Origin of the sequence: Lactobacillus nasalidis, from assembly GCF_016587775.1 — a bacterium.
GTDB classification, from domain to species: domain Bacteria; phylum Bacillota; class Bacilli; order Lactobacillales; family Lactobacillaceae; genus Lactobacillus; species Lactobacillus nasalidis.
This window is the reverse complement of the sequence record NZ_BOCG01000489.1, coordinates 1-21,144: the sequence shown is the minus strand read 5'-3', so window position 1 is coordinate 21,144 and position 21,144 is coordinate 1. Positions and strand designations below refer to the sequence as shown.

Below are 21,144 nucleotides of genomic sequence, written 5' to 3'. Positions count from 1 at the left end.
ACGTCACGCCTAGCGCCATCAAGGCCTTGCTGGCGGCTAAAGGCAAGGACCATATCGTTTTGATCACCGACTGCATGGAAGCCGGGATGATGCCGGATGGCGACTACATGCTGGGGGAATTGCCAGTATATGTCAAGGACGGGATGGCCCGCCTGAAGGAGGGCGACAACCTGGCCGGCAGCGTCTTGCAGCTGAAGGACGGGGTGAAGAACCTGGTTGACTGGGGGCTGGCTGGCAAGGAAGAGGCTGTTTTGATGGCTAGCTATAACCCGGCCCGCAGCCAAGGCCTGCTGGACAAGTGCGGGGCAATTCGTCCGGGCCTGCCTGCTGACTTCTTGATTTTGAAGGATGACATGTCCCTGGCGAAGACCTACTTGAATGGGGAACTTCGCTGGGAAGAATAATAAGTATAAAGAGAAAAAAAGCCTGTCTTCCAAGATTGCGGAAGGCAGGCTTTTTGTTAGATGTAGGTCTTTTTAGTATACGGCACCTTCGTAGAAGTCAAAGCGCAGCTTGTTAAAGTTGAAGTCCTTCAGCTGGCTCATCTTGATCACGTTGTCGCTGACGCCCCAGCTCATGAGGTTGATCGGCTTGCCGTAGTCTTCATCCGGGATGACCAAAAGGACGTACTTGCCTTGGCTCAAGGCATAGCCCAGTTCCATGCCCAGGCCGACGTCTTCTTCGTCAGGGATGTAGACGCCCAGCATGACGTCGTTGGTCTTGATCCCGTTCAAGTCGTTGTTGTAGGTGGCCGTAGCCCAAACCTTGTCGTGCAGGTATTCCGGGTGTTCGTCAACCCGGATGCCCTTGTATTGGTTGTCCAGGGGAACGTAGCTGTTTTCCAGGTCAATCGTTGGGTTTTCCTTGAGGGCTTCCATGGCTTCCTTGTAGGCCTTGTTTTGGCGGTCAGTGAACCAGCCGGCACCGAAGTAGATCGTCTTTTTTGGCATATCTTGTATTTCCTTTCATGTCCGTTGCGAGATATTGTGTTGCTTTTACTAGAATAACTTTACCATTTTCCGCCCCGGCTGACTAGTCAAAAATTAAGCGCCGGCCAAGTTGGCCAGCGCTAGATAGCTTATAATAAGGGTAGTTGTATTTTTGAAAAAAGGGGTGGAAAAAAGTGACTGAAGAACTCTTAAAAGCAGAAAGCTGCTTTGTTTTGCGGGCCGAAGACCGGGCCGACATGTTTGCCCAAGTCTACAAAAAGCTGCTGGAGCAGGGGCTGGTAGCGGCCGGCTTTTTAGACCAGGTGGTGGACAGAGAAGATGACTACCCGACCGGCCTGGCCAGCTGCAATCTGGGGCCAGGTCTCCCCAACCTGGCTTTTCCGCATACGGAAGGCTGCTTCGTCAAAGAGCAGCGGGTCGTGCCTATTAAGCTGCTGACTCCGGTCAGCTTCAAGAGCATGGTTGATCCCAGCCGGGAATTGCCAGTTGGCTTTTGTTTCATGCTGCTGGACCAAAAGGCGGACGGCCAGGCTGAACTTTTGGCCAGAACCATGACCTTTTTAAGCCAGGCAGACCCAGAAGCCCTCAGCCGGATTTTTGCCCGGACTGACCCGGCTGGCTTGTACTCGGCCCTGCGGGAAGCGGGATTTTAATTTTATTGGCTTATTTTTCCAAGTATATGGTCCGTAAATCCAATAAGTCAGCATTGGAGAGGCCAATCTGCTGGTGAAGGTAGGCATTGATACTGCCGTAGTCCCGGTTGATGACGTCCAGCAGGTACTTGAAGTAGGCCGGCTGCACGGTCTGCAAATCGCGGAAGGTCGCCAGGAGGCTGTCATCGGCTCCGGCGGCCTTTTCTTTGGCCAAAAGCTGGCTGACGAAGTCCTTGATTGCCTCATTGGTAAAGAGGTAGTCCTTTTCAATGGTTTTCATCGGCACGCCCAAGGCCGTCAAGATCAAGATTGCCCCGAAACCAGTCCGGTCTTTGCCGGCCGTGCAGTGGAAAAGGACGCTCTCGCCGTCTTTTTCATTGGCCAGCAGAACTTCAAACAGGTGCTGGTAGGCCTTGTTGGCGTTCTTCCCGGTCGCCATGTTCTTGTAGGCCCAGAGCATCCGCTGGTAGCCCCAGCCTGGATCTTTGCTTTCTCTTGCCATGTCGGAAATGCTCATGGTGGAGTTGGTCAAGTCTTCGTCGAAAACCGGGTCGGCGAAGTATTCAACGCCCGCGATCTTCCGGTCCGGCTGCTTATTTCTTTCAAAACTGGTTCTGAGGTCGATGTCGTACTTGAGCCCATAGCGGCGCAGGTACTCTTGGTCTTCCTTGAGCAGGTCGGCCAAGTGCCCGCTCCGGATCAATTTGTGCATCTTGATCTTTTTGCCGGAAAGGGTCTGGTAGCCGCCCAGTTCGCGGAAGTTCCGGCCGCCTTTAACGGCCAGCAATTGCTGCTTTAATGAAGTCATTTTTCGAATCCTTTCTTATTTAAATGTCCATGTCTGTCTTTTTATGCTTTCTATTGGCTGATTTTTTCATTCCGCTTAAAAATTGCTCCCTAACAAGTTTAAGATGTAACAATTTTGCGAAAGCGCATTACTAAACCGTGACTTATGTTAAAATATAGATAAGCGAAATACGTAGATAGTACGGGAGATGAGCACTATGACTGAAGAAAAAATCAAAATTTTGGTACCTGTCGATGGATCAGAATCCGCTGAACGTGCTTTTGACAAGGCTGTGAAGATTGCCGCCAACAACGGCTACCACGTTGATGTTTTGAACGTGATCGACACCCGGCAGTTCATGGGCGAAATTCAGGATACCTTGATCTCAGGCGACACGATCTACCAAATGACCCAAGACTCAGAGGAATACCTCAAGAGCCTCAAGCAATGGGCCCACGACAACCTGGCCTTTGACGACCTTGACTACCACATCCGTTACGGCAGCCCGAAGAGAATCATCTCTTACGACTTCGTCAAGGACCACGGCAACAACCTGATCGTGATGGGCGCCACTGGTTTGAACGCCGTTGAGCGGATGCTGATGGGGTCAGTTACCGAATACGTCAACCAGCACGCCATGGCCGATGTCTTGATCGTCAGAACCGACGTCAACAACATGCCTGCCAAGTAAGCCGGCTGATAAAAGTATAGCGTAAAAATAGAACGTTTGGAACAATTTCCAAACGTTCTTTTATTTCTTGTTTATTTAACTTGAATTTTACTTTTGTTCGGATTTTGCCGATGAGTGTAAGGGATTTGTGCAATTTTTCGCTATTTCATTAACTTTTTGCTGGCACAATTGGACCAGATCAATTAGTGCGCGTAAAATATCGGAAAAAGGCTTGCTAAAACCCGAATATTTCTGGTAGAATTGTTCCAGAACGCAGAAGCGAGATTCACCTTGCTGACGTTCCGATGAGATGCATGAACGTAAGGGCCGGCCTGCAGAGGAAGCTTTTGTGTGGACTTTTCTCTGGCCAGCCTTTGGGCTCATCCCTTATGCTGCTGTTGTATTGTTTAGCTTTCATTAACCATTTTTCAGGGGGAAATAATGAAAAAGTTCAAGAAAGCATTGTTTGGTGCTTTAACTGTTGCCGCTGCCGTGCTGGCAACCGCTTGCTCTTCAAGCAAGTCATCTTCTTCATCAAAGGGCTACACTCCATCAAAGTCACACCCTTTGACGATCCAATTCGTTCCTAGTCAAGCTGCTTCTACCTTGGAAGCCAAGGCAAAGCCGCTTGAAAAGATCCTTTCCAAGAAGCTTGGCGTTCCGGTTAAGATCTCAATGTCAACCGACTACAACACGGTTGTTGAAGCCATGAAGTCAAAGAAGGTTGACGTCGGCTTCCTGCCGCCGGACGGTTACGTTCTGGCCCACAAGCAAAAGGCTGCTGACGTTCTGCTGCAAGCTCTCCGTTACGGGGTAAAGCAGCCAGGCGGCAAGGCAACCAAGAAGCTGGTTAAGTTCTACCGGGCAGAAATCCTGGTTAAGAAGGGTTCAAAGATCAAGAGCTGGAAGGACTTGAAGGGCAAGAAGATCGCCGTTCAGAACGCTACTTCTTCAGCCGGCTACATCTTCCCGATCGCCGAATTGAAGGAAAAGGGCCTGGACCTGACCAAGAAGGGCAACGCCAACCTGGTAACTGTAACTGGCCACGACCAAGCCGTGCTTGACGTTCTTAACGGGGACGTTGACGCAGCCTTCACTTTTGAAGACGCCCGCAACACTGTTTTGGCCGACCAGCCAAACATCATGAAGAAGGTCGTTCCGATCTACTTCACCAAGGGTATCCCTAACGACACTATTTCAGTTCGTTCAGACATGAGCAGCTCCTTCCGCAAGAAGCTGACCAAGGCCTTTGAATCTCTGCGCAAGGACAAGAAGAGTTTGAAGATCATTGAAAGCATCTACAGCCATGAAGGCTACACTCCTGCCAAGGACTCAAACTTCGACATTGTCCGCAAGTACGACAAGATGGCTGCTACCAAGTAGTCATTGATATCACAAAGATTATCAACTGAATATCAATAGTGAAATCGTGCCCCGCCTTGACGTAGGACACGATTTTCAATGAAAAAGCAATTTATTTAAGGAGTTATTATTCATGGCAGACAAGCCGATGATCGAAATGAAGAACGTTACCAAGGTCTATGACAATGGTACCGTTGGCTTGAAGAACATCAACCTGAAAATCAACAAGGGTGAGTTCGTGGTAATCGTTGGTCTTTCCGGGGCCGGCAAGTCGACTCTGCTGCGGTCAATCAACCGCCTGCACGACATTTCTGAAGGCGACATCCTGATTGACGGCGAATCAATCACCAAGGCCAAGGGCAAGAACCTGCGCCTTATGCGGCGCAAGATTGGGATGATCTTCCAAAGCTTCAACCTGGTCAAGCGGTCCAGCGTTTTGAGAAACGTTTTGGCCGGCCGCCTGGCTTACTACCCAACTTGGAAGACTACTTTCAACCTGTTCACTGACGAAGACAAGCAAAGAGCTTATGAAGCTTTGCAAAGCGTCGACATGGTTGAAAAGGTCTACGCGCGGGCTGACGAACTGTCCGGTGGCCAGCAGCAGCGGGTAGCGATTGCCCGGGTTCTGACCCAGAGACCGGAAATCATTTTGGCTGACGAACCAACTGCTTCTTTGGACCCGAAGACTTCCCGGCAGGTTATGGAAGACTTGAAGATGCTGAACGAAAAGTACGACATGACGGTCGTGGCCAACCTGCACTCAATTGAACTGGCTCAAGAATTCGGCCACCGGGTCATCGGTGTCCGGGCCGGGGAAATCGTATATGACGGCAAGATGGAAGACACGCCGCAAAGCGTCTTCGACAACATCTACAATGGCGGCAAGGGTAAGGAGGAAGACTAACAATGTCAGCAACTGACCGCGACATGTTAAAACTTCCAAAAAAGAAGTTTAAGATGTGGAACTGGGTCTGGGTCATCCTGATGATCCTGGGTCTGGTTTTGTCTGTTAACAACACGCAGACCAGTCTGCCGGAATTTTTCGCCAACTTTGACCAGTTCGCGGAAATCTTCGTGCAGATGGCCCAGCCGGACTGGTCATACGCCGGCACTGCCATTCCTTACCTGGTGGAAACGATCAAGATGGCCATCATCAGTACGGTTATCGGCTCTCTTTTGGCCTTTGTCTACTCACTCTTGATTGCCAGAAACATCGTCCACAACCGGGTAATTACCGGCGTTCTGCGTTTCATCATGAACATCATCAGAACGATTCCCGACCTACTCTTGGGGTCAATCTTCGTTGCCATCGTTGGTATCGGCCCGGTTGCCGGTATCCTGGCCTTGACTGTCTTCACCTTTGGGGTGGTGGTCAAGCTCTTCTACGAAGCCATCGAAACGATTGATCCAGGTCCAAGTGAAGCCATCAAGGCAGTTGGGGGCAACGGGATGAACAACATCATGTTTGCCGTTATGCCGCAGATTCTGCCATACTTTGTCAGCTACGCCCTGTACGCTTTTGAAATCAACGTCCGGGCTTCCACGATCCTTGGTTACATCGGTGCCGGTGGTATCGGGCTGCAGCTGAAGAACACTTTGGACATGTTCAGCTACAACCAAACGGGGATGATCATCCTGGTTGTCTTCCTGGTTGTTTTGGTCATCGACTTTGTTTCAACTAAAGCAAGGGAGGCTTTGATGCGCTAATGGATACGACAATGAAGAAATTACCACCAAAACCAGTGACGGCCAAGGCTAGAGCCATGAAGTGGGGCGGCTGGATCATTTCCATCGCCATCATCATCTGGTCCTGCACGGGTATCGACTTCGGCGGGATCAAGCCAACTGCCGGCCAGATTACCGGGGCGATCTTCAACGGTCTTTTTCACCCGGACTGGTCATATGTTTATAACGGCAGCGGGGAAGACCTGGTTTCCCAATTGTGGCAGACCTTGTGTATTGCCTTCCTGGGTACTTTCATCTCTGCTATCATTTCAGTTCCTTTTGCTTTCTGGGCTGCCAACACCCGGCACAAGAAGTTCTGGGTATCTGAAAGCGGGAAGATCGTTTTGACTTTCATCAGATCCTTCCCGGAAATCGTTCTGGCCTTGATGTTCATTAAGGCCGTTGGTCCGGGCGCTCCAGCTGGTGCCCTGGCCTTGGGTCTGCACTCAGTCGGGATGCTGGCCATGCTGTTTTCAGAAGCGATTGAAAGCTTGGACGACGGTCCAGCTGAAGCGATTACGGCGGTCGGCGGGTCCAAGTTCAACGTTGCTGTTTTTGCAACCCTGCCTGACTTGATGCCAGCCATCGTTTCCAACACCCTTTACCGTTTTGACGTGTCCGTCCGGTCCGCATCCGTTTTGGGTTTGGTTGGGGCCGGTGGTATCGGCTATCCTTTGATCATCGCCTTGAACTACCGGCAATGGAGCCGGGTCGGGATCATCCTTTTGGGGATCATCGTTATGGTTGTGGTCATCGACTGGATCTCTGGTGCTATCCGGAAGAAGCTGGTCTAAAAATAAACTGAATAATAACTCTTTGAAAAGCTGTGGCGGTTGCCACGGCTTTTTTACTGTCAAAATAGGAAGCATATTTTTTAAAACAAACAATTTGTACCATATTGATCCTTTGCATAATTAATTGACATTTAGGAGCTGATGACTATAATTATAGTTGTATGTTTTGAGAGGTAACTAAAATGAAAAAAATGTTAATTTTATTATTATCCGTTACCATGCTTGCAACTGTAGGTTTAGGTGTAGGCAATGCATATATGCCTGCCGAAGCTGCAACTCGTAGCGCGGTAAAGTCATATCATTTTGATAGAAATAAATATACTGGTAATGAGTCAAACTTTACGCATTATAAGTATGTGAAGATTCCTAGCTGGTCGCGGCAAACCGGTTATCAAAACCAACAAATTGGTGGTAGTTGGAACTACATTCGTTACCTGCACACTAATTTCTATCAAGGTGGCTATTAATTAAAAAGGCAATATTCACATTGTCTTTTTGGAGGGAAACAAAATGTTGAAGCTGCAGAATGTGACTCTGCAAACTAGGCAGCCGATCTTGACTAACTGCAACTACAGCTTTGCTGATGGAGCCTTCTATCAGATCACGGCTGAAAATGGGGCTGGGAAAACTAGTTTGCTGAGAGCGATGACAAATCTGATTCCTTTTCAGGGGCAGATTGAATTTGATGGGCGGCCTTACGAGCAAGTCCGCGACCAGGTCTTCTTTTTTGAAAGCAATGACTGGCTGAATCCTAGCTTGAATGCCCTGGACTATTTAAAACTGGTACAGAAGAAGTGGCATTCTAACGTTGATTTAGCAAAAGAACTGGATTTTATGGGCGTGAGTGCTTTTGCAAAACTGCCGATTAAGAAATATTCGCTCGGGATGAAGCAAAAGCTGCTGATTGCGATGTATTTTACCAGCGGGGCCAAATACCTGCTGATGGATGAAATATCCAATGGTTTGGATGAAGGCAGCCGCCAGCAACTCTACCAGCGCTTAGCCCAAGAAGCTGGACAGGGAAAGACGATTCTGTTGACCTCCCACTATGCAAGTGAGGTTCGTGCTTTTCAAAGTCAGCGCCTGCAGCTAATGAATGGAAGTTTGAAAGAAGTTGAGTCTGATGTCGTACATGATTTTTAGACTGCAGAAAGCGGTTAAAAGCAACTTGACCCTAATCTGCATGGCTTTGGCTCTGGCCCTGTCTTTTGGCGTTTTGTATCTGAATGCCAGAAATTCACGGACATTGACTTTGGAGGTGCAGACAGCAGAGAATCTAGCTCAAGAAGAGGATGCTGTCCACAAAATGCAGAAAGATTTAAGCAAGTATTCCAAGTCAGGTGACGCTTATAAGCTGACAAAGGAAAGTATTGCTGAAAACAAGGGAGAGATTCGCAAGAACCAGGAATTATTGCGCCTGCTTAAAGAAAAAAAGTGGCAGCAAGCTTATAAACACAAAATTGCTGACATACAGAAATTTAAGCGGTTAGCCCAGTCTGAGGACAAATCTGATCCAGAGCTGATTGCTTCATTAAATCGGGAAATTCTCTTGTTTTCCTATTTAAAGAAGCATCCCCAGCCTTACCAGACTGACCAGCCTTCAAAAGGCATTCAGTTCCTGTTTAACTTGAACGAAATCTACTTGCCAATCATTTTTGCCTTGATGGGCGTCTTCATCTTGTCTCAGCTGGCGACTGACTCTTACCGGCAGAGATACGATTTGACCAGCCTTTTGCCAGGCAGCCGCTTGGCCGATCTGGGTGAAAAAATTGCCGCCAACTTCTTGACCTTGCTGGGCGTGTTTTTACTGATCAACCTTCTGGCCTTTATTCTGGCCAGCCTCTTCTACGGCCTGGGCAGCTGGGATTACCCATACTTGGTCTACCACTGGCATGGCGGAAAAAGCTATCCCGCTTACATTGCCAGCTGGCGGCTCCTAGCTCCGGCTCTTTGCCTGCAACTCTTGTTGCTCCTTCAGCTGGCCAGCTTGACGGAACTTATTGCCAAAATCATCCGCGACAAGTTCCCTACTTTACTGATTGTGCTCTTGTTGACGGTCGGTTTGAACCTGTGTGTATATGTTATTGTGCCGGTGACCAAAGTCGCCCAATGGCTGCCAAGCACTTATCTTAACTGCTTGAGCGTCAGCTCAAACAGCTTGGCCCAGCAGGTAAACAATCAAGCCATCGACTTTAATCATGGCGTTATTACTTTAACAGTGACAATCATCATTACTTGCTTCTTACTATTGTTGCCTTCCTTAGGCAAAAGAAAGAGACTCGCGTAAGCCGCGAGCCTCTTTTCTTTGTTTCTAGTCTGTTGTCTATTGTTTGTTTACTGCTATTGCTGCTTATTACTTTAAGTAAGCGTACTTGAAGCTGTAGTTTGCTCCGGCGCCGTTGTAGATCACGCCCTTGACGCTAGGCTTGACCATCCAGGCTTCGATTGGGTGGTAGAGTGGGGTAACCCCTTGTTCTTCAAGCAAGATCTGTTCAGCCTTGGCCAGGTCATTGAAGCGGTCGCTGGTTGAACCGGTCGTCTTAGATGCTGCCACGTACTTGTCGTAAGTCTTGTTGGACCAGTTGCCGTAGTTGTAGGAAGCACCGGTAGTTTGCAGGTCAAGGAAGGAGATTGGGTCAGCGAAGTCGGCGTTCCAGCCGGTTGAAACGACGTCAAAGTTGCCGCTCAGCATTCTGGTCAACCGGGTCTTCTTCGGGATGCTCTGAACTTGAACGTCGATGCCCAAGTTGTCTTCCAGCTGGCTTTGGACGAATTCCGCTGCCTTCTTGGAAGTGTCGTCGTCATCGCCAAGGAGAGTGAAGGAGATCTTCTTCTTGCCGATTTCCTTCAAAGCCTGCTTGTAGAGCTTCTTGGCTTCAGTGACGTTGTAGGTCGTTGCCTTTTTGGTAGCCGCGTTCTTGACCGTGTCAGTGTAGTCCTTGCCGTCAACCGTGGTCATGCCTTCTGGGTCAAAAGTCGTTGCTGGAGTAGCGGCCCCGCCCAGAGTTGAAGCAAGTTCCTTGCGGTTGATGGCCATGGAAATAGCCAGGCGGAGATTCTTGTTCTTGAATTCCGGGTGTTTCTTGATGTTGTAGGCCAGGTACTGGGTCGTGGACATCTTCCGCTGGGTGTAGCCGGTCTTGCCCTTCAAAGACTTGGTGGCTTGGGCATCCAGGTAGGCCGCGTCAAGCTTGCCGCTTTGGTAGAGGTTGTAGTCGGTTGAAGGAGTCTTCTGTACGGAGAACTTGATCGTGTCGAGCTTGACACTCTTCTTGTCCCAGTATTTGTCGTTCTTGACCAATTTCCAGCTCAGGTTGGACCCGGTCCAGCCGACCTGCTTGTATGGGCCATTGTAGATCATGTACTTGGACGCGGTCGCGTACTTGGACCCCATCTTTTCAATGAACTTCTGGTTTTGCGGGAAGAAGAGCGGGAAGGCCATCAGCAGCTTGAAGTAAGGGATCCGCTTTTCCAGAGTGACCGTCAGCTTGTACTTGCCGTCAGCTTTGATCCCCAAGGCAGAAGGCTTCTTCTTGCCGGCGACGATCGCGTCAGCGTTCTTGATGCCGGAGAACAGATAGGCATATTCAGACGCGGTCTTCGGGTCGATGGTTCTGCGCCAGGAATAGACGAAGTCCTGGGCCGTAACCGGATCCCCGTTGGACCACTTGGCGTTCTTCCTCAAAGTAAAGGTCCAGGTCTTGCCGTCAGCGCTGTTCTTGGTGGAGACGGCCAGGGCATTTTGCACCTTGGCATTCTTGCCGAGCAGATAGAGCCCTTCTTCAACGTTGTTGATCTGTTCAGCGGAGGCTTGGTCGGTTGCCTTGGACGCGTCCAAAGTGGCCATTTCCGCGGTGTTCATCCAAGTAAGGGTCTGCTTCTTGGCAGATGACTGGGAACTGCTTGACCCGCAGGCGGCTAAAGCGGCCGCGCTGGCCAGGATTACGGCTGAGCTGGCTAAAAGTTTCTTGCTCTTCATTTTTTTGCCTTCTTTTTCTTTTTATAAAACACACAAATATGACTTAGTCCAGATAGATCCAGTTAAACTGATGACCTAAGTGATATTACTAATTATAGCAAATAAATTAAAAAATACCAGTTGTACTTTAATCTGCAATTCATTTTCCTTGCCGCCAGCTTTTTTGACAAAAAACTCGCTTTGCGCAAGTAAAAAAAGCTATTAGAGAGCAAGTTTTTGCTATAATTAGGATAAGATTGCAAGGAGGACAACATGGAAAAATTAGCAACCATGAAGCTGGCCGACGAGCTGGCTGAAGCTCAAGACAAGATTCTTAACGGTGAAGCAAAGTTGGATACGGGCCGAGTTTACCAGGCAATTGATGATTTGGGCGTCTTAAATGATCCGATCAGCAATTACTTTGACCGGACCGAAGACGAATACTACGAAACCGAAAGCGACCACTACCTGGCGCTGACGAATTTGACCGGCAAGCTGGCCGACCTGCACGACCGCATTTTGACCAACCACGTCGATGGCTTCGTTGACAAGGACGAGATCAATCTGACCTATAACCACGAAAATGTTTATGTTGAAGGCAACTACGTTCCGAGAACCGACATGCACGTTTTGGTATACGGGCTGAAGGTGATCGGGGCGGTTGATGCCATCGCCGGTGCTGATTTGCGCAATGTTTTGTCCAAGGATGCCGTGCTTTCTTTGGGCTTGGCAGCACACGCTTTAGCAGAAAATCTATAATGCAGAGCCGGGGGAGGCCCGGCTTTTTGTGATTTTAGGCTTTTTTGAAGGATAGAAATGGACCTGTTTAAATATACTAAGGGAATTATTGACAAGGCAGTCGGGGCTTCCAAGCTGCACGCCGTGCAAAAGAACGGCGGCGAGCTCTTGGATCCGATGCAGAAGTATCTGACGGTAGGGGAGTACCATGTCGATGCTCGGGACGCGACGCCTGACGGGCGGCCGTTCACTTTGACGGTCTACCAGGACGAGCAGGGGATCCTGCACCAGGCCCTCAGTCCGGAAAACACGGACAGCCTGGCACCTGAATACGACCGGAAATTCGTGCCGGAACTGAACCGCTTCAAGGCTTTCCGCAGCAAGGAAACGGGCCGGCGCTATGTCGTGGAGGACTATTTGGCCCGCTTTGTCAGCGACGTGAAAAAGGAGATCCGGGAAGGCGAGGATTCCGTCAACATCGGAGTCATCACCGACACCCACTTTAAAAACGTTGACAGCCTGGACTTTTATGGCTGGAACGGCTTGATGCATGTCCGGGAGTTTTCCTACCTGGACCAGCTGGACATCCTGGATCTCAAGTGCCACCTGGGCGACTGGATCGATGGCTCTGACGCCGGCCTCATCAGCGAAAGCGAATTGATGAAGCTGCGGGACTCCTTCAAGTCCAGCAAGGTGCCGTACCTCATGGTCAAGGGTAATCATGACGAAAACGACAAGTTCGATGAGCACCATGACTTGAAGGCCAGCTTCCCGGAAAGAGAGTTTGAGAAGATCATGTGGCCGGAGATGTACCGGCAAAGCGAATTGCACTACGTTTCCCGCCAGCACGGGGTGGCCTGGTTCGACCAGGGGCACGTGCGGGTCATCAGCCTCAATACGTCTGACATTCCCTACATTTTGGATGAAAAAGGACAGAAAAAGTACGACGTCAAGCTGACCCTGGGGGTCAGAGAAGACCAGGTGGAAGAACTGATCGAGATCCTGCAGCAGTCCAGCGACAAGCAGGTCATCCTGCTCAGCCACGCCAACCCGATCAACCGCAAGGGCGGCAATGCCCTCAAGTACAATGGCCGCTCTTTGCACGAGCTGCTGGTGGCCTTCAACCAGAAGGAAAAGGGCCGGATGCACTCCAGCAAGGACGTGCCGGCGGAATTCCGCTTAAGCAACGACTTCGACTTCACCAAGGTCAAGAACGCACGGATCATTGCCTACTTCTGCGGCCACCGGCATGTTGAAGACCAGTACCGGATCAACGGCATCCAGTACGTCCTGTTCAACTGTTCAGCCTTGATGGGGCCCAACCACCAGCTGACGACCAAGTACAACAAGAACTTAAACCGGAAGATGGATCACCAGAACGAGTTTGCCGGCTACATCGTCAACGTGGACCTTTTCCGGCGCCGGATCAAGGTCTTTGGCTATGGAGCAGCCACCAGACGGAGAATTTTTTTCATTTAAGTAAAGATTAGCAAGGACTCTTTGAACAATAGAGCCCTTGTTTTATAATAAGAAGTTGACTTTATAGAAACTAACTAGAATTAAGGAAGAGAAAATATGTGCGGAATTGTCGCCTTTTACGATCCAGAAATTAATGACAAGCAGGCGGCCATTGGGAAGATGATGGCCACCATTGAGCACCGGGGGCCAAGCAGTGACGGGATGTACACCAACGACAAGGTGGCCCTGGGCTTCAGAAGACTGTCGATCATCGACCTGCGGGGCGGGAGCCAGCCGATCTACAACGAAGACCGCAGCCGGGCGATCATTTTTAACGGGGAAATCTATAACTTTAAGCCTTTAAGAGAAGAACTGATCAAGGCCGGCCACACCTTCACCACCAAGGCCGACACGGAAGTCATCCTGCACGGCTACGAGGAATGGGGCATGGAAGGCATCCTCAAGCGGATCCGGGGGATGTTTGCCTTCGTCATTTGGGACGGCAACAACCAGACCATGTACGGGGCCCGGGACTTCTTCGGCATCAAGCCGATGTACTACCAGGACGTTGACGGCCACCTCTTGGTCGGTTCAGAACTGAAGAGCTTTTTGGCCTTCCCTCATTTTAAAAAGGAACTGAATACCGAAGCCGTCAAGCCTTACCTCATGAACCAGTACAACGACTTGAAGGAAACCTTCTTCAAGGGCGTCTACCGCTTCCAGCCAGGCCACTGGTTCGAATACAAGGACGGGCAGATGAAGACCCACCAGTACTGGGATGCCGAATACAAGGACAACAACCTGTCCTTTGAAGAAACGGTCAAGAAGATCAACGAAGACCTGAAGGAAACGGTTGACCTTTACCGCAACGCCGACGTCAAGGTCGGGGCCTTCCTCAGCGAAGGGGTCGACTCCAGCTTCCTGACGGCGCTTTTGGACCCGGACGAAGTCTTCTCCATCGGTTTTGACGACAATACCTACGATGAGGCTTCCAAGGCCAAGGCCCTGTCCGACATCAACGGCTGGCACTTCTACGCCGACAAGGTGCACTCAGAAGAAGCCATGCGGGACTTCCCGGAAATGCAGTACCACATGGACGAGCCTGACGCCAACCCGTCGATCATTCCTTTGTGGTACCTGTGCAAGCTGGCCAGAAAGCACGTGACCGTTGCCCTGTCCGGCGAAGGGGCCGACGAGCTTTTTGCCGGCTACGTCAACTACGGGATGCACACCCACAACAATGTCATCAAGGTCTTTACCGACAAGCTGAAGAAATTGCCAAAGGGCAAGCGGGTCAAACTGGCCCACAAGATCAAGAAGATGCCGAACTTCCCGGGCAAGGTGCACCTGTACACCAACCTGGCTGAACCGAGCGAATTCTACGTGGGCCAGTCCGTCATCTATGACATGGACTATCCGACCATCTTCACTTCCAAGGACGCCAATGCCGTCCTGCAGCCGAGCTACCGGAACAAGCTGACGGTCAACGGCAACTACCAGGAAGACTTCAAGAAGGTCAAGGGCCTGGACAACATCAAGCAGATGCAGTACATCGACCTGCACCACTTCATGCTCAACGACATCGAGCAGAAGGCGGACAAGATCTCCATGGCCCACTCCCTGGAACTCCGGGTTCCTTACCTGGACGTGAAGATTGCCGAACTGGCCAACTCCATTCCAAGCAAGTACCTGGTCAACAAGTACGACACCAAGTACGCCCTGCGCAAGGCCTCTGAACGGGTGCTGCCGGATGAATGGGCCAAGCGGCCGAAGCTCGGCTTCCCGACGCCGATCAAGCAGTGGCTGCAGGAAGAGCGTTTCTACAAGCAGGTCAGAGAGCTCTTCAGCGAAGACTTCGTCGGGGACATTTTTGAACAGCAGAAGATCCTGGACCTCTTGGACGAAAACTACAACGGCGATGGTTCCCACCGCCGGCAGATCTGGGCCATCTACACCTTCCTGGTCTGGTACAAGCTCTTCTTCGTCGACTACGACGAAACTGTCCGCAAGTACCAGCACGTTCAGCCGGAAGTAGCCAGCCTGATCGCCCAGGGCAAGCTGCTGTAATAAAGATAGAGAAAGAGAATATTATTACCAATGGCTAAATTTACACCAATTTTGCTTGGCAGCGACATCAACGTCTACGGGATGGCGCGGTCTTTTAATGAAGCATACGGCATCAAGGTTCAGGCTTGGGCAGCGACCCAGCTGGCCGCCACGCGCTATTCCAAGATCGTGGACGTCGAAGTTCACCCGGGCTTTTCCGAAGATCCGGGCTTCATGGAAGTCATGCAGGAAAAGATCAAGGAATACCAGAACCATGAGGAACCGGTCATTCTGATCGCCTGCGGGGATGGTTACGCGGAGCTTTTGGCCAAGCACAAGGCCGAACTGGAAGGCACCTTCGTCGTGCCGTACATTGAGTACGACATGCTGGAGAAATTGATCTCCAAGGAAGGCTTCTACGAGGTCTGCGAAGAATACGGCCTGCCTTACCCGAAGACCAAGATCATCACGGCGGCTGACTACAAGGACGGCTCCTATGCCGACGTGCCTTTTGCCTTCCCAGTCGCTTTAAAGCCAGAAGACCCGGTTTCCTGGCTGGACGTCCAGTTTGAAGGCCGCAAGAAGGCCTTCGTCATCAAGGACCTGGCCGAATTCAAGGACATCGTGGGCAAGATCTACACCAACGGCTACAAGGAAGACCTGATCCTGCAGGACTTCATTCCAGGCGACGACTCCAACATGCGGGTCTTGAACGCCTACGTGGACAAGCACCACCAGGTCAAGATGATGTGCCTGGGCCACCCGCTTCTGGAAGACCCGACCCCGCAGTCGATCGGCAACTACATGGCAATCCTGCCGGCCTATGACGAAAAGCTCTATGAGACCGTCCAGGCCTTTTTGGAAAAGATCAACTACACGGGCATGGCCAACTTTGACATCAAGTACGACTCCAGAGACGGCCAGTACAAGTTCTTTGAAATCAACCTCCGCCAGGGCCGCTCCAGCTTCTACGTGACCTTGAACGGCTACAACCTGGCCAAGTGGTACGTCGACGACTATGTTGAAGACTCTTTGGCCGGCCAGGAAACCGTCTACGCCAACAAGCTGGAAAGCAGCCACATGCTCTGGCTGGGCGTGCCGGAAAAGATCTTCAAGGAATACGCGGCCGACAACGAAGCCAAGCAGGCGGCGCTCAAGCTGATCGACGCCGGCCAGGTGGGCACGACCGTCTTCTACGACCAGGACAGCTCCTTCAAGCGCTGGCTGCTGATGAAGTACATGTTCCACAACTACTACAAGCGCTTCAAGACCTACTTCCAGGTCAACAAGGGCCAGTATTTTGACAAAAAGTAAATAATATTATAAGCCCTTGATGAAAATCAAGGGCTTTTTGCTGCTTTTTAAAATTTTCGAAAGGGTTTGCCAAAAGGTTAAAAATATTCCGGGGAACAAAATATTCTTTTTTTAAAAATATACGGCCCTTAACTGGCGTGGCAACTGAATTCCGCGAGCCTTGTTTACACAAAACCGTCTTTGTATAGACCACAAGATCTGGTATTTTGTGCTATGCTTATCTCATAAAGAAAACAAGATGTGGTGGTTTTCCACATTTAATCCACAAGATAGCCGGCTTCTTGTGGGTAAGTCGCTTAAACCGGTCCGCGCGGCCGGATGCAGAATAAAGTTAAGTATTATTGAGAGATAAGAGGTTGATTGTCATGTTAAAGCCAGCAGCAGAAAGCGTAAGTCTTGTATTCCCAAACGCGCCGAAGAAGTTCATCAAGCGCGACGGTGCTTCCTTCAAGTTTGAACAGTTCAAGCTGGAAATGGTTCTGGACGAACTGGGCCTGGAAGACAGCGAAATCAAGGCTGCCGTTTTGAGCAAAGTCTATGCCAAACTGGCCGCTTACACGGTGGACGCCGTTCAGGTTCACGATGCCTTCAAGGCCAGCTTGAACGAACTGGGCTACCTGAGCGAGGCCAAGGAATACGAAGCCAAGCGGCAGGCTGACGAAGCTGCCTGGCAGGCACAGACCGACACCAAGCTGCGTCTGGCCAAGCTGGTCGACAAGGACCCGAGCATCGTGCACGAAAATGCCAACAAGGACTCTGACGTCTTTGCCACCCAGCGGGACCTGACGGCCGGCACGGTCGGCAAGACGGTCGGCTTGACCCTGATGCCGCAGCACATTGCCAAGGCCCACCTGCGCGGCGACATCCACTGGCACGACCTGGACTACACGCCGCTTTCACCAATGTCCAACTGCTGCCTGATCGACTTTGACTACATGCTCAACCACGGCTTCAAGATCGGCAATGCCTTCATGGAAGTGCCGAACTCCATCCGCGTGGCTACCAGCCAAGTAGCCCAGATCATCACCAGCGTGGCTTCCAGCCAGTACGGCGGCTGTTCTTTTGACCGCTGCGACGAAGTTTTGGCTCCGTTTGCCGAAAAGAACTACGAGAAGCACCTGGAAGAAGGGCGCGAATTCATCGACGATGAAGACAAGGTGAAGGCTTTTGCCAAGAAGCGGACGCAAAAGGACATCTACGACGCTATGCAGAGCCTGGAATACGAGATCAACACCATGTTCTCCAGCCAAGGGCAGACGCCGTTCACCACTTTGGGCTTCGGCCTGGGGACCAGCTGGATTGAACGGGAAATCCAAAAGGACATCCTGAAGGTCCGCATCGAAGGCTTGGGCCGGGAACACCGGACGGCCATCTTCCCGAAGCTGGTCTTCACTTTGAAGCGGGGGCTCAACCTGCACCCGGCCGACCCGAACTACGACGTCAAGCAGTTGGCCCTGGAATGTGCCACCAAGCGGATGTACCCGGACGTTTTGAGCTACGACAAGATCATCGACATCACTGGCTCTTTCAAGGCGCCGATGGGCTGCCGCTCTTTCCTGCAGGGCTGGAAGGATGAAAACGGCAAGGAAGTCAACTCCGGGAGAATGAACCTGGGCGTGGTGACTTTGAACCTGCCGAGAATCGCCATGGAAAGCCAGGGCGACATGGACCGCTTCTGGGAAATCTTCAATGACCGTCTGGAACTGGGCCGCCAGGCTTGTGAATACAAGGCCAAGAAGGTCACTGAAGCCAAGCCGGTCAACGCGCCGACCCTGTACGAATACGGCGCCTTCGGCAAGGGCGTGGGCGATGACGGCGACGTCAACGACTTCTTCAAGAACGGCCGGGCTACGGTTTCCCTGGGCTACATCGGCCTCTACGAGGTCGGCACCGTCTTCTACGGTCCCAACTGGGAAAAGAACCCGGAAGCCAAGGCCTTCACTCTGGAAGTGGTCAAGAAGCTGCACGATGCCTGCGCCAAGTGGGAAAAGGACGACCCGAACCACTACCACTACAGTGTCTACTCCACGCCAAGCGAAAGCTTGACTGACCGTTTCTGCCGGCTGGACACTGAAAAGTTCGGCAAGGTCAAGGACATCACGGACAAGGAATACTACACCAACTCCTTCCACTACGACGTTCGCAAGCACCCGACTCCATTTGAAAAGCTGGACTTCGAAAAGGACTACCCGTACTACGCTGCCGGTGGTTTCATCCACTACTGCGAGTACCCGAACCTGAAGCAGAACCCGGCTGCCCTGGAAGCTGTCTGGGACTGGGCTTACGACCAGGTGGGCTACTTGGGCACCAACACGCCGATCGACAAGTGCTACGAATGCGGCTTTGCCGGCGAGTTCAAGTCAACCGCCAAGGGCTTTGAATGCCCGCAGTGCGGCAACCACAACCCGGAAACCTGCGACTGCGTCAAGCGGACCTGCGGCTACCTTGGCAACCCGCTGAAGCGGCCGATGGTTCACGGCCGGCACGAGGAAATCGCGCACCGGGCCAAGCACATGAGCTTGGGCATGGTCAGCGAGGAAGCCAGCCTGGAAAAGCAGAAGAACAGCCAATACTGATCAGAAAAGAATATACTAATAGGCAGGAAGATTTCCTGCCTATTTTTTATAGAAAGCAGAGGAAAAGCGAGATGCCAGAGAAAGACAAGAATCAGCAAGAAGGCCCTGACGTCCGGGACAACCTGATCCGGATCAGCGTCGGCGGGGAGACGGTCTTTGTGGACGCCAACCAGTACAAGGCCAAAAACGGCCAGACCGCCAAGCCGCGCAAGATGAAGCGGCAGCCCAAGAACCCCAAGCCGGGCGAATGGATCTCAGAAGACTACAGCAAGCACAAGATTGCCGACTACAAGCCCTTCAACTTCGTTGACGGGGAAGGGGTCCGCTGCTCCTTGTACGTGTCCGGCTGCCTCTTTGACTGCCCGGGCTGCTACAACCTGGCTGCCCAGAACTTCAACTACGGCCGGCCTTACACCCAGGAGCTGGAAGACCAGATCATCGAAGACATCGGCCAGTCCTATGTCCAGGGCTTGACCCTGCTTGGCGGGGAGCCCTTTTTGAACACCTGGGTCTGCAACCGGATCATCGACCGGGTCCGGGCCGAATACGGCCACAGCAAGGACATCTGGTCCTGGTCCGGCTACACCTGGGAGGAACTCTTGAAGGAGACCCCGGACAAGGTGGAAATGCTCAAAAAGCTGGACATCCTGGTTGACGGCCGCTTCATGGACAACCTGAAGGACCTGACCCTGCAGTTCAGAGGCTCCAGCAACCAGCGGATCATTGACGTGCAGAAGTCCCTCAAGACGCCGGACCTGCATCCGGTCATCTGGGACAAGCTGCAGAGATAGTTTTTTAGCGAGGAAAAAATGGACGAAGAAAAACGCGCTTTGGTTAACCAGGTCATCGGTCAGCTGCAGACCGTCATCGACCCGGAGCTCCTGGTCGACGTGGTCAACCTGGGCCTGATCTACAGGGTCGACATCGATGATGAGGGCAACTGCCTGGTGACCATGACCTTGACGACGGCCGGCTGCCCTTTAAACGACTATCTCAACCGGGAAATCCGCCAGGCAGTGGGTCAGCTGGACGCCATCAAGCAGGTGGACATCAAGTTGGTCTGGTACCCGGTCTGGACGCCGGAGCGATTGAGCGAGCAGGCCAAACAGCAGCTGGGCATCAAGGACGAGCCGGCTCCGGCTCCCAAAGAAATCAACCTCCACCAGCCGATCAAGACTTTTGCCGACCAGTATCCGGAATTTACCGAAGACATGGCCGAGATCGGCTTCAACCGGATCAAGATCCCGGGCATGCTGGAGACGGTGGGCCGGCTGATGACTCTGCCCATGGGCTGCCGGGCCATGGGCTTTGACCTGGAAGAGGTCAAAGAGAAGCTGCGCTTGAAAGGATACGAGGTGAGCGAGTAATGACCATGTCTTTAGCCCAAAGGCAGGAGAAGCTGCTGGAAATTTTGCGGCTTTTGCAGGAAAAAGGGGACTTTGACCAGGCCAAGGCCATGTTCAACGAGTCTTTCTCAGCCGTTTCCGTCAAAGAAATCACGGAAGCAGAGCGGGCCTTGATTGCCGGCGGCCTCAACCCCCAGGAGATCCAGAACCTGTGCACGGTGCACGCTGAGGTCTTCCGGGGCTCAATCGGCGACCAGGGCGTGCCGGATGCTTTTGCCCGGCCGGGCCATCCGGTGCAGACCCTGAAGCAGGAAAACCTGGTTTTGACCTCCCTGGTCAACGACGCCCTCTTGCCGGACTTGGCCAAGTATGAAAAGCAGGCCGGCCCGGACCTTTTGGCGAAAATCAGGCAGGAGCTGGCCGACCTGGCCCAGGTGGACAAGCACTACACCAGAAAAGAAATCTCCATGTTTCCCTTGATGACCAAGTACGGCATTACCGCCCCGCCTCAGGTCATGTGGGGGGTGGACGACGACATCCGGGGCTGGATCAGGGAGGCCCGGCAGGCGGCTGAAGCGGGCGAGCCGGATTTGGCCCAAAAGGTCAAGCAGGCCGCCAAAGAAGTCACCGAGATGATCTTCAAGGAAGAGGCGATCATGCTGCCGCTCTTGACTGACGTGGCAACGCCGGCCGACTGGCTGAAGGTCAAAGAGGACGAGCCCCAAGTGGGCTACTGCCTGATCCCGGCGCCGCCGGCCTGGCGGCCG

21 protein-coding genes are annotated in these 21,144 nt (G+C 51.9%); 18 read left to right on the top strand and 3 right to left on the bottom strand.

The genetic code is table 11. The features are described 5' to 3' along the window. On the top strand, positions 1 to 404 hold a 404-nt coding region (locus tag lacNas_RS09480; protein WP_201346807.1), incomplete at its 5' end, for an amidohydrolase family protein. Between the two features lie 72 nt (positions 405 to 476). On the opposite strand, the gene lacNas_RS09475 is transcribed toward lacNas_RS09480, so the two are convergent. Then, entirely contained in the window at positions 477 to 950 is a 474-nt protein-coding gene (locus lacNas_RS09475; protein ID WP_201330142.1) for a nucleoside 2-deoxyribosyltransferase, read from the bottom strand. Between the two features lie 173 nt (positions 951 to 1,123). Here lacNas_RS09475 and lacNas_RS09470 point away from each other — a divergent pair, with 173 nt between their 5' ends. Then, on the top strand, positions 1,124 to 1,603 hold the full coding sequence (locus lacNas_RS09470; protein WP_201330141.1) for a PTS sugar transporter subunit IIA: 480 nt from the start codon (positions 1,124 to 1,126) through the stop codon (positions 1,601 to 1,603). Positions 1,604 to 1,613: 10 nt separating this feature from the next. On the opposite strand, the gene lacNas_RS09465 is transcribed toward lacNas_RS09470, so the two are convergent. Continuing rightward, entirely contained in the window at positions 1,614 to 2,411 is a 798-nt protein-coding gene (locus lacNas_RS09465; protein ID WP_201330140.1) for a tyrosine-protein phosphatase, read from the bottom strand. A gap of 196 nt (positions 2,412 to 2,607) precedes the next feature. Between lacNas_RS09465 and lacNas_RS09460 the strand changes: the two genes are divergently transcribed. From lacNas_RS09460 to lacNas_RS09425, 8 genes are all read left to right on the top strand, one after another. Next, positions 2,608 to 3,081, top strand: a complete 474-nt coding sequence (locus tag lacNas_RS09460) for a universal stress protein (protein ID WP_201330139.1) — start codon at positions 2,608 to 2,610, stop codon at positions 3,079 to 3,081. 420 nt (positions 3,082 to 3,501) lie between these two features. Continuing rightward, positions 3,502 to 4,443, top strand: a complete 942-nt coding sequence (locus lacNas_RS09455) for a phosphate/phosphite/phosphonate ABC transporter substrate-binding protein (protein ID WP_201330138.1) — start codon at positions 3,502 to 3,504, stop codon at positions 4,441 to 4,443. Between the two features lie 112 nt (positions 4,444 to 4,555). After that, positions 4,556 to 5,326, top strand: a complete 771-nt coding sequence (phnC, locus tag lacNas_RS09450) for a phosphonate ABC transporter ATP-binding protein (RefSeq protein ID WP_201330137.1) — start codon at positions 4,556 to 4,558, stop codon at positions 5,324 to 5,326. A gap of 2 nt (positions 5,327 to 5,328) precedes the next feature. Continuing rightward, positions 5,329 to 6,129, top strand: a complete 801-nt coding sequence (gene phnE, locus lacNas_RS09445; protein WP_201330136.1) for a phosphonate ABC transporter, permease protein PhnE — start codon at positions 5,329 to 5,331, stop codon at positions 6,127 to 6,129. Beyond that, positions 6,129 to 6,941: a phosphonate ABC transporter, permease protein PhnE gene (gene phnE / locus lacNas_RS09440; protein WP_201330135.1), complete on the top strand. Its 813-nt coding sequence runs from the start codon at positions 6,129 to 6,131 to the stop codon at positions 6,939 to 6,941. The genes phnE (lacNas_RS09445) and phnE (lacNas_RS09440) overlap by 1 nt, the downstream gene beginning before the upstream one ends. Positions 6,942 to 7,123: 182 nt before the next feature. Next, positions 7,124 to 7,408, top strand: a complete 285-nt coding sequence (locus tag lacNas_RS09435) for a hypothetical protein (protein WP_201330134.1) — start codon at positions 7,124 to 7,126, stop codon at positions 7,406 to 7,408. A gap of 43 nt (positions 7,409 to 7,451) precedes the next feature. Continuing rightward, positions 7,452 to 8,084: an ABC transporter ATP-binding protein gene (locus lacNas_RS09430; protein ID WP_201330133.1), complete on the top strand. Its 633-nt coding sequence runs from the start codon at positions 7,452 to 7,454 to the stop codon at positions 8,082 to 8,084. Beyond that, the gene (locus tag lacNas_RS09425; protein ID WP_201330132.1) at positions 8,074 to 9,228 is read left to right on the top strand and encodes a hypothetical protein; all 1,155 of its coding nucleotides are present in this window, start codon (positions 8,074 to 8,076) and stop codon (positions 9,226 to 9,228) included. Before lacNas_RS09430 ends, lacNas_RS09425 begins: the two co-directional genes overlap by 11 nt. Positions 9,229 to 9,294: 66 nt before the next feature. On the opposite strand, the gene lacNas_RS09420 is transcribed toward lacNas_RS09425, so the two are convergent. Next, complete coding sequence (locus tag lacNas_RS09420) at positions 9,295 to 10,920, bottom strand: peptide ABC transporter substrate-binding protein (protein WP_201330131.1); 1,626 nt, start codon at positions 10,918 to 10,920, stop codon at positions 9,295 to 9,297. Positions 10,921 to 11,172: 252 nt separating this feature from the next. On the opposite strand from lacNas_RS09420, the gene lacNas_RS09415 reads away from it, so the two are divergent. The 8 genes from lacNas_RS09415 to lacNas_RS09380 form a co-directional block, all read left to right on the top strand. Beyond that, on the top strand, positions 11,173 to 11,658 hold the full coding sequence (locus lacNas_RS09415) for a hypothetical protein (protein WP_201330130.1): 486 nt from the start codon (positions 11,173 to 11,175) through the stop codon (positions 11,656 to 11,658). A 57-nt stretch (positions 11,659 to 11,715) separates the two neighbouring features. After that, on the top strand, positions 11,716 to 13,116 hold the full coding sequence (locus tag lacNas_RS09410) for a metallophosphoesterase family protein (protein WP_201330129.1): 1,401 nt from the start codon (positions 11,716 to 11,718) through the stop codon (positions 13,114 to 13,116). Positions 13,117 to 13,212: 96 nt separating this feature from the next. Next, positions 13,213 to 15,162 carry an asparagine synthase (glutamine-hydrolyzing) gene (gene asnB, locus lacNas_RS09405; protein WP_201330128.1) on the top strand — a complete coding sequence of 650 codons (1,950 nt, stop codon included), beginning with the start codon at positions 13,213 to 13,215 and terminating at the stop codon, positions 15,160 to 15,162. A gap of 30 nt (positions 15,163 to 15,192) precedes the next feature. After that, positions 15,193 to 16,455: a carboxylate--amine ligase gene (locus lacNas_RS09400; RefSeq protein WP_201330127.1), complete on the top strand. Its 1,263-nt coding sequence runs from the start codon at positions 15,193 to 15,195 to the stop codon at positions 16,453 to 16,455. A 365-nt stretch (positions 16,456 to 16,820) separates the two neighbouring features. Continuing rightward, complete coding sequence (gene nrdD, locus lacNas_RS09395) at positions 16,821 to 19,031, top strand: anaerobic ribonucleoside-triphosphate reductase (RefSeq protein WP_201330126.1); 2,211 nt, start codon at positions 16,821 to 16,823, stop codon at positions 19,029 to 19,031. A 71-nt stretch (positions 19,032 to 19,102) separates the two neighbouring features. After that, positions 19,103 to 19,822 carry an anaerobic ribonucleoside-triphosphate reductase activating protein gene (gene nrdG / locus lacNas_RS09390; RefSeq protein ID WP_201336047.1) on the top strand — a complete coding sequence of 240 codons (720 nt, stop codon included), beginning with the start codon at positions 19,103 to 19,105 and terminating at the stop codon, positions 19,820 to 19,822. A gap of 18 nt (positions 19,823 to 19,840) precedes the next feature. Then, entirely contained in the window at positions 19,841 to 20,398 is a 558-nt protein-coding gene (locus tag lacNas_RS09385; RefSeq protein ID WP_201331155.1) for an iron-sulfur cluster assembly protein, read from the top strand. After that, the coding region (locus lacNas_RS09380) for a DUF438 domain-containing protein (protein WP_201346806.1) at positions 20,398 to 21,144 on the top strand (747 nt) is incomplete at its 3' end. The genes lacNas_RS09385 and lacNas_RS09380, both read left to right, overlap by 1 nt.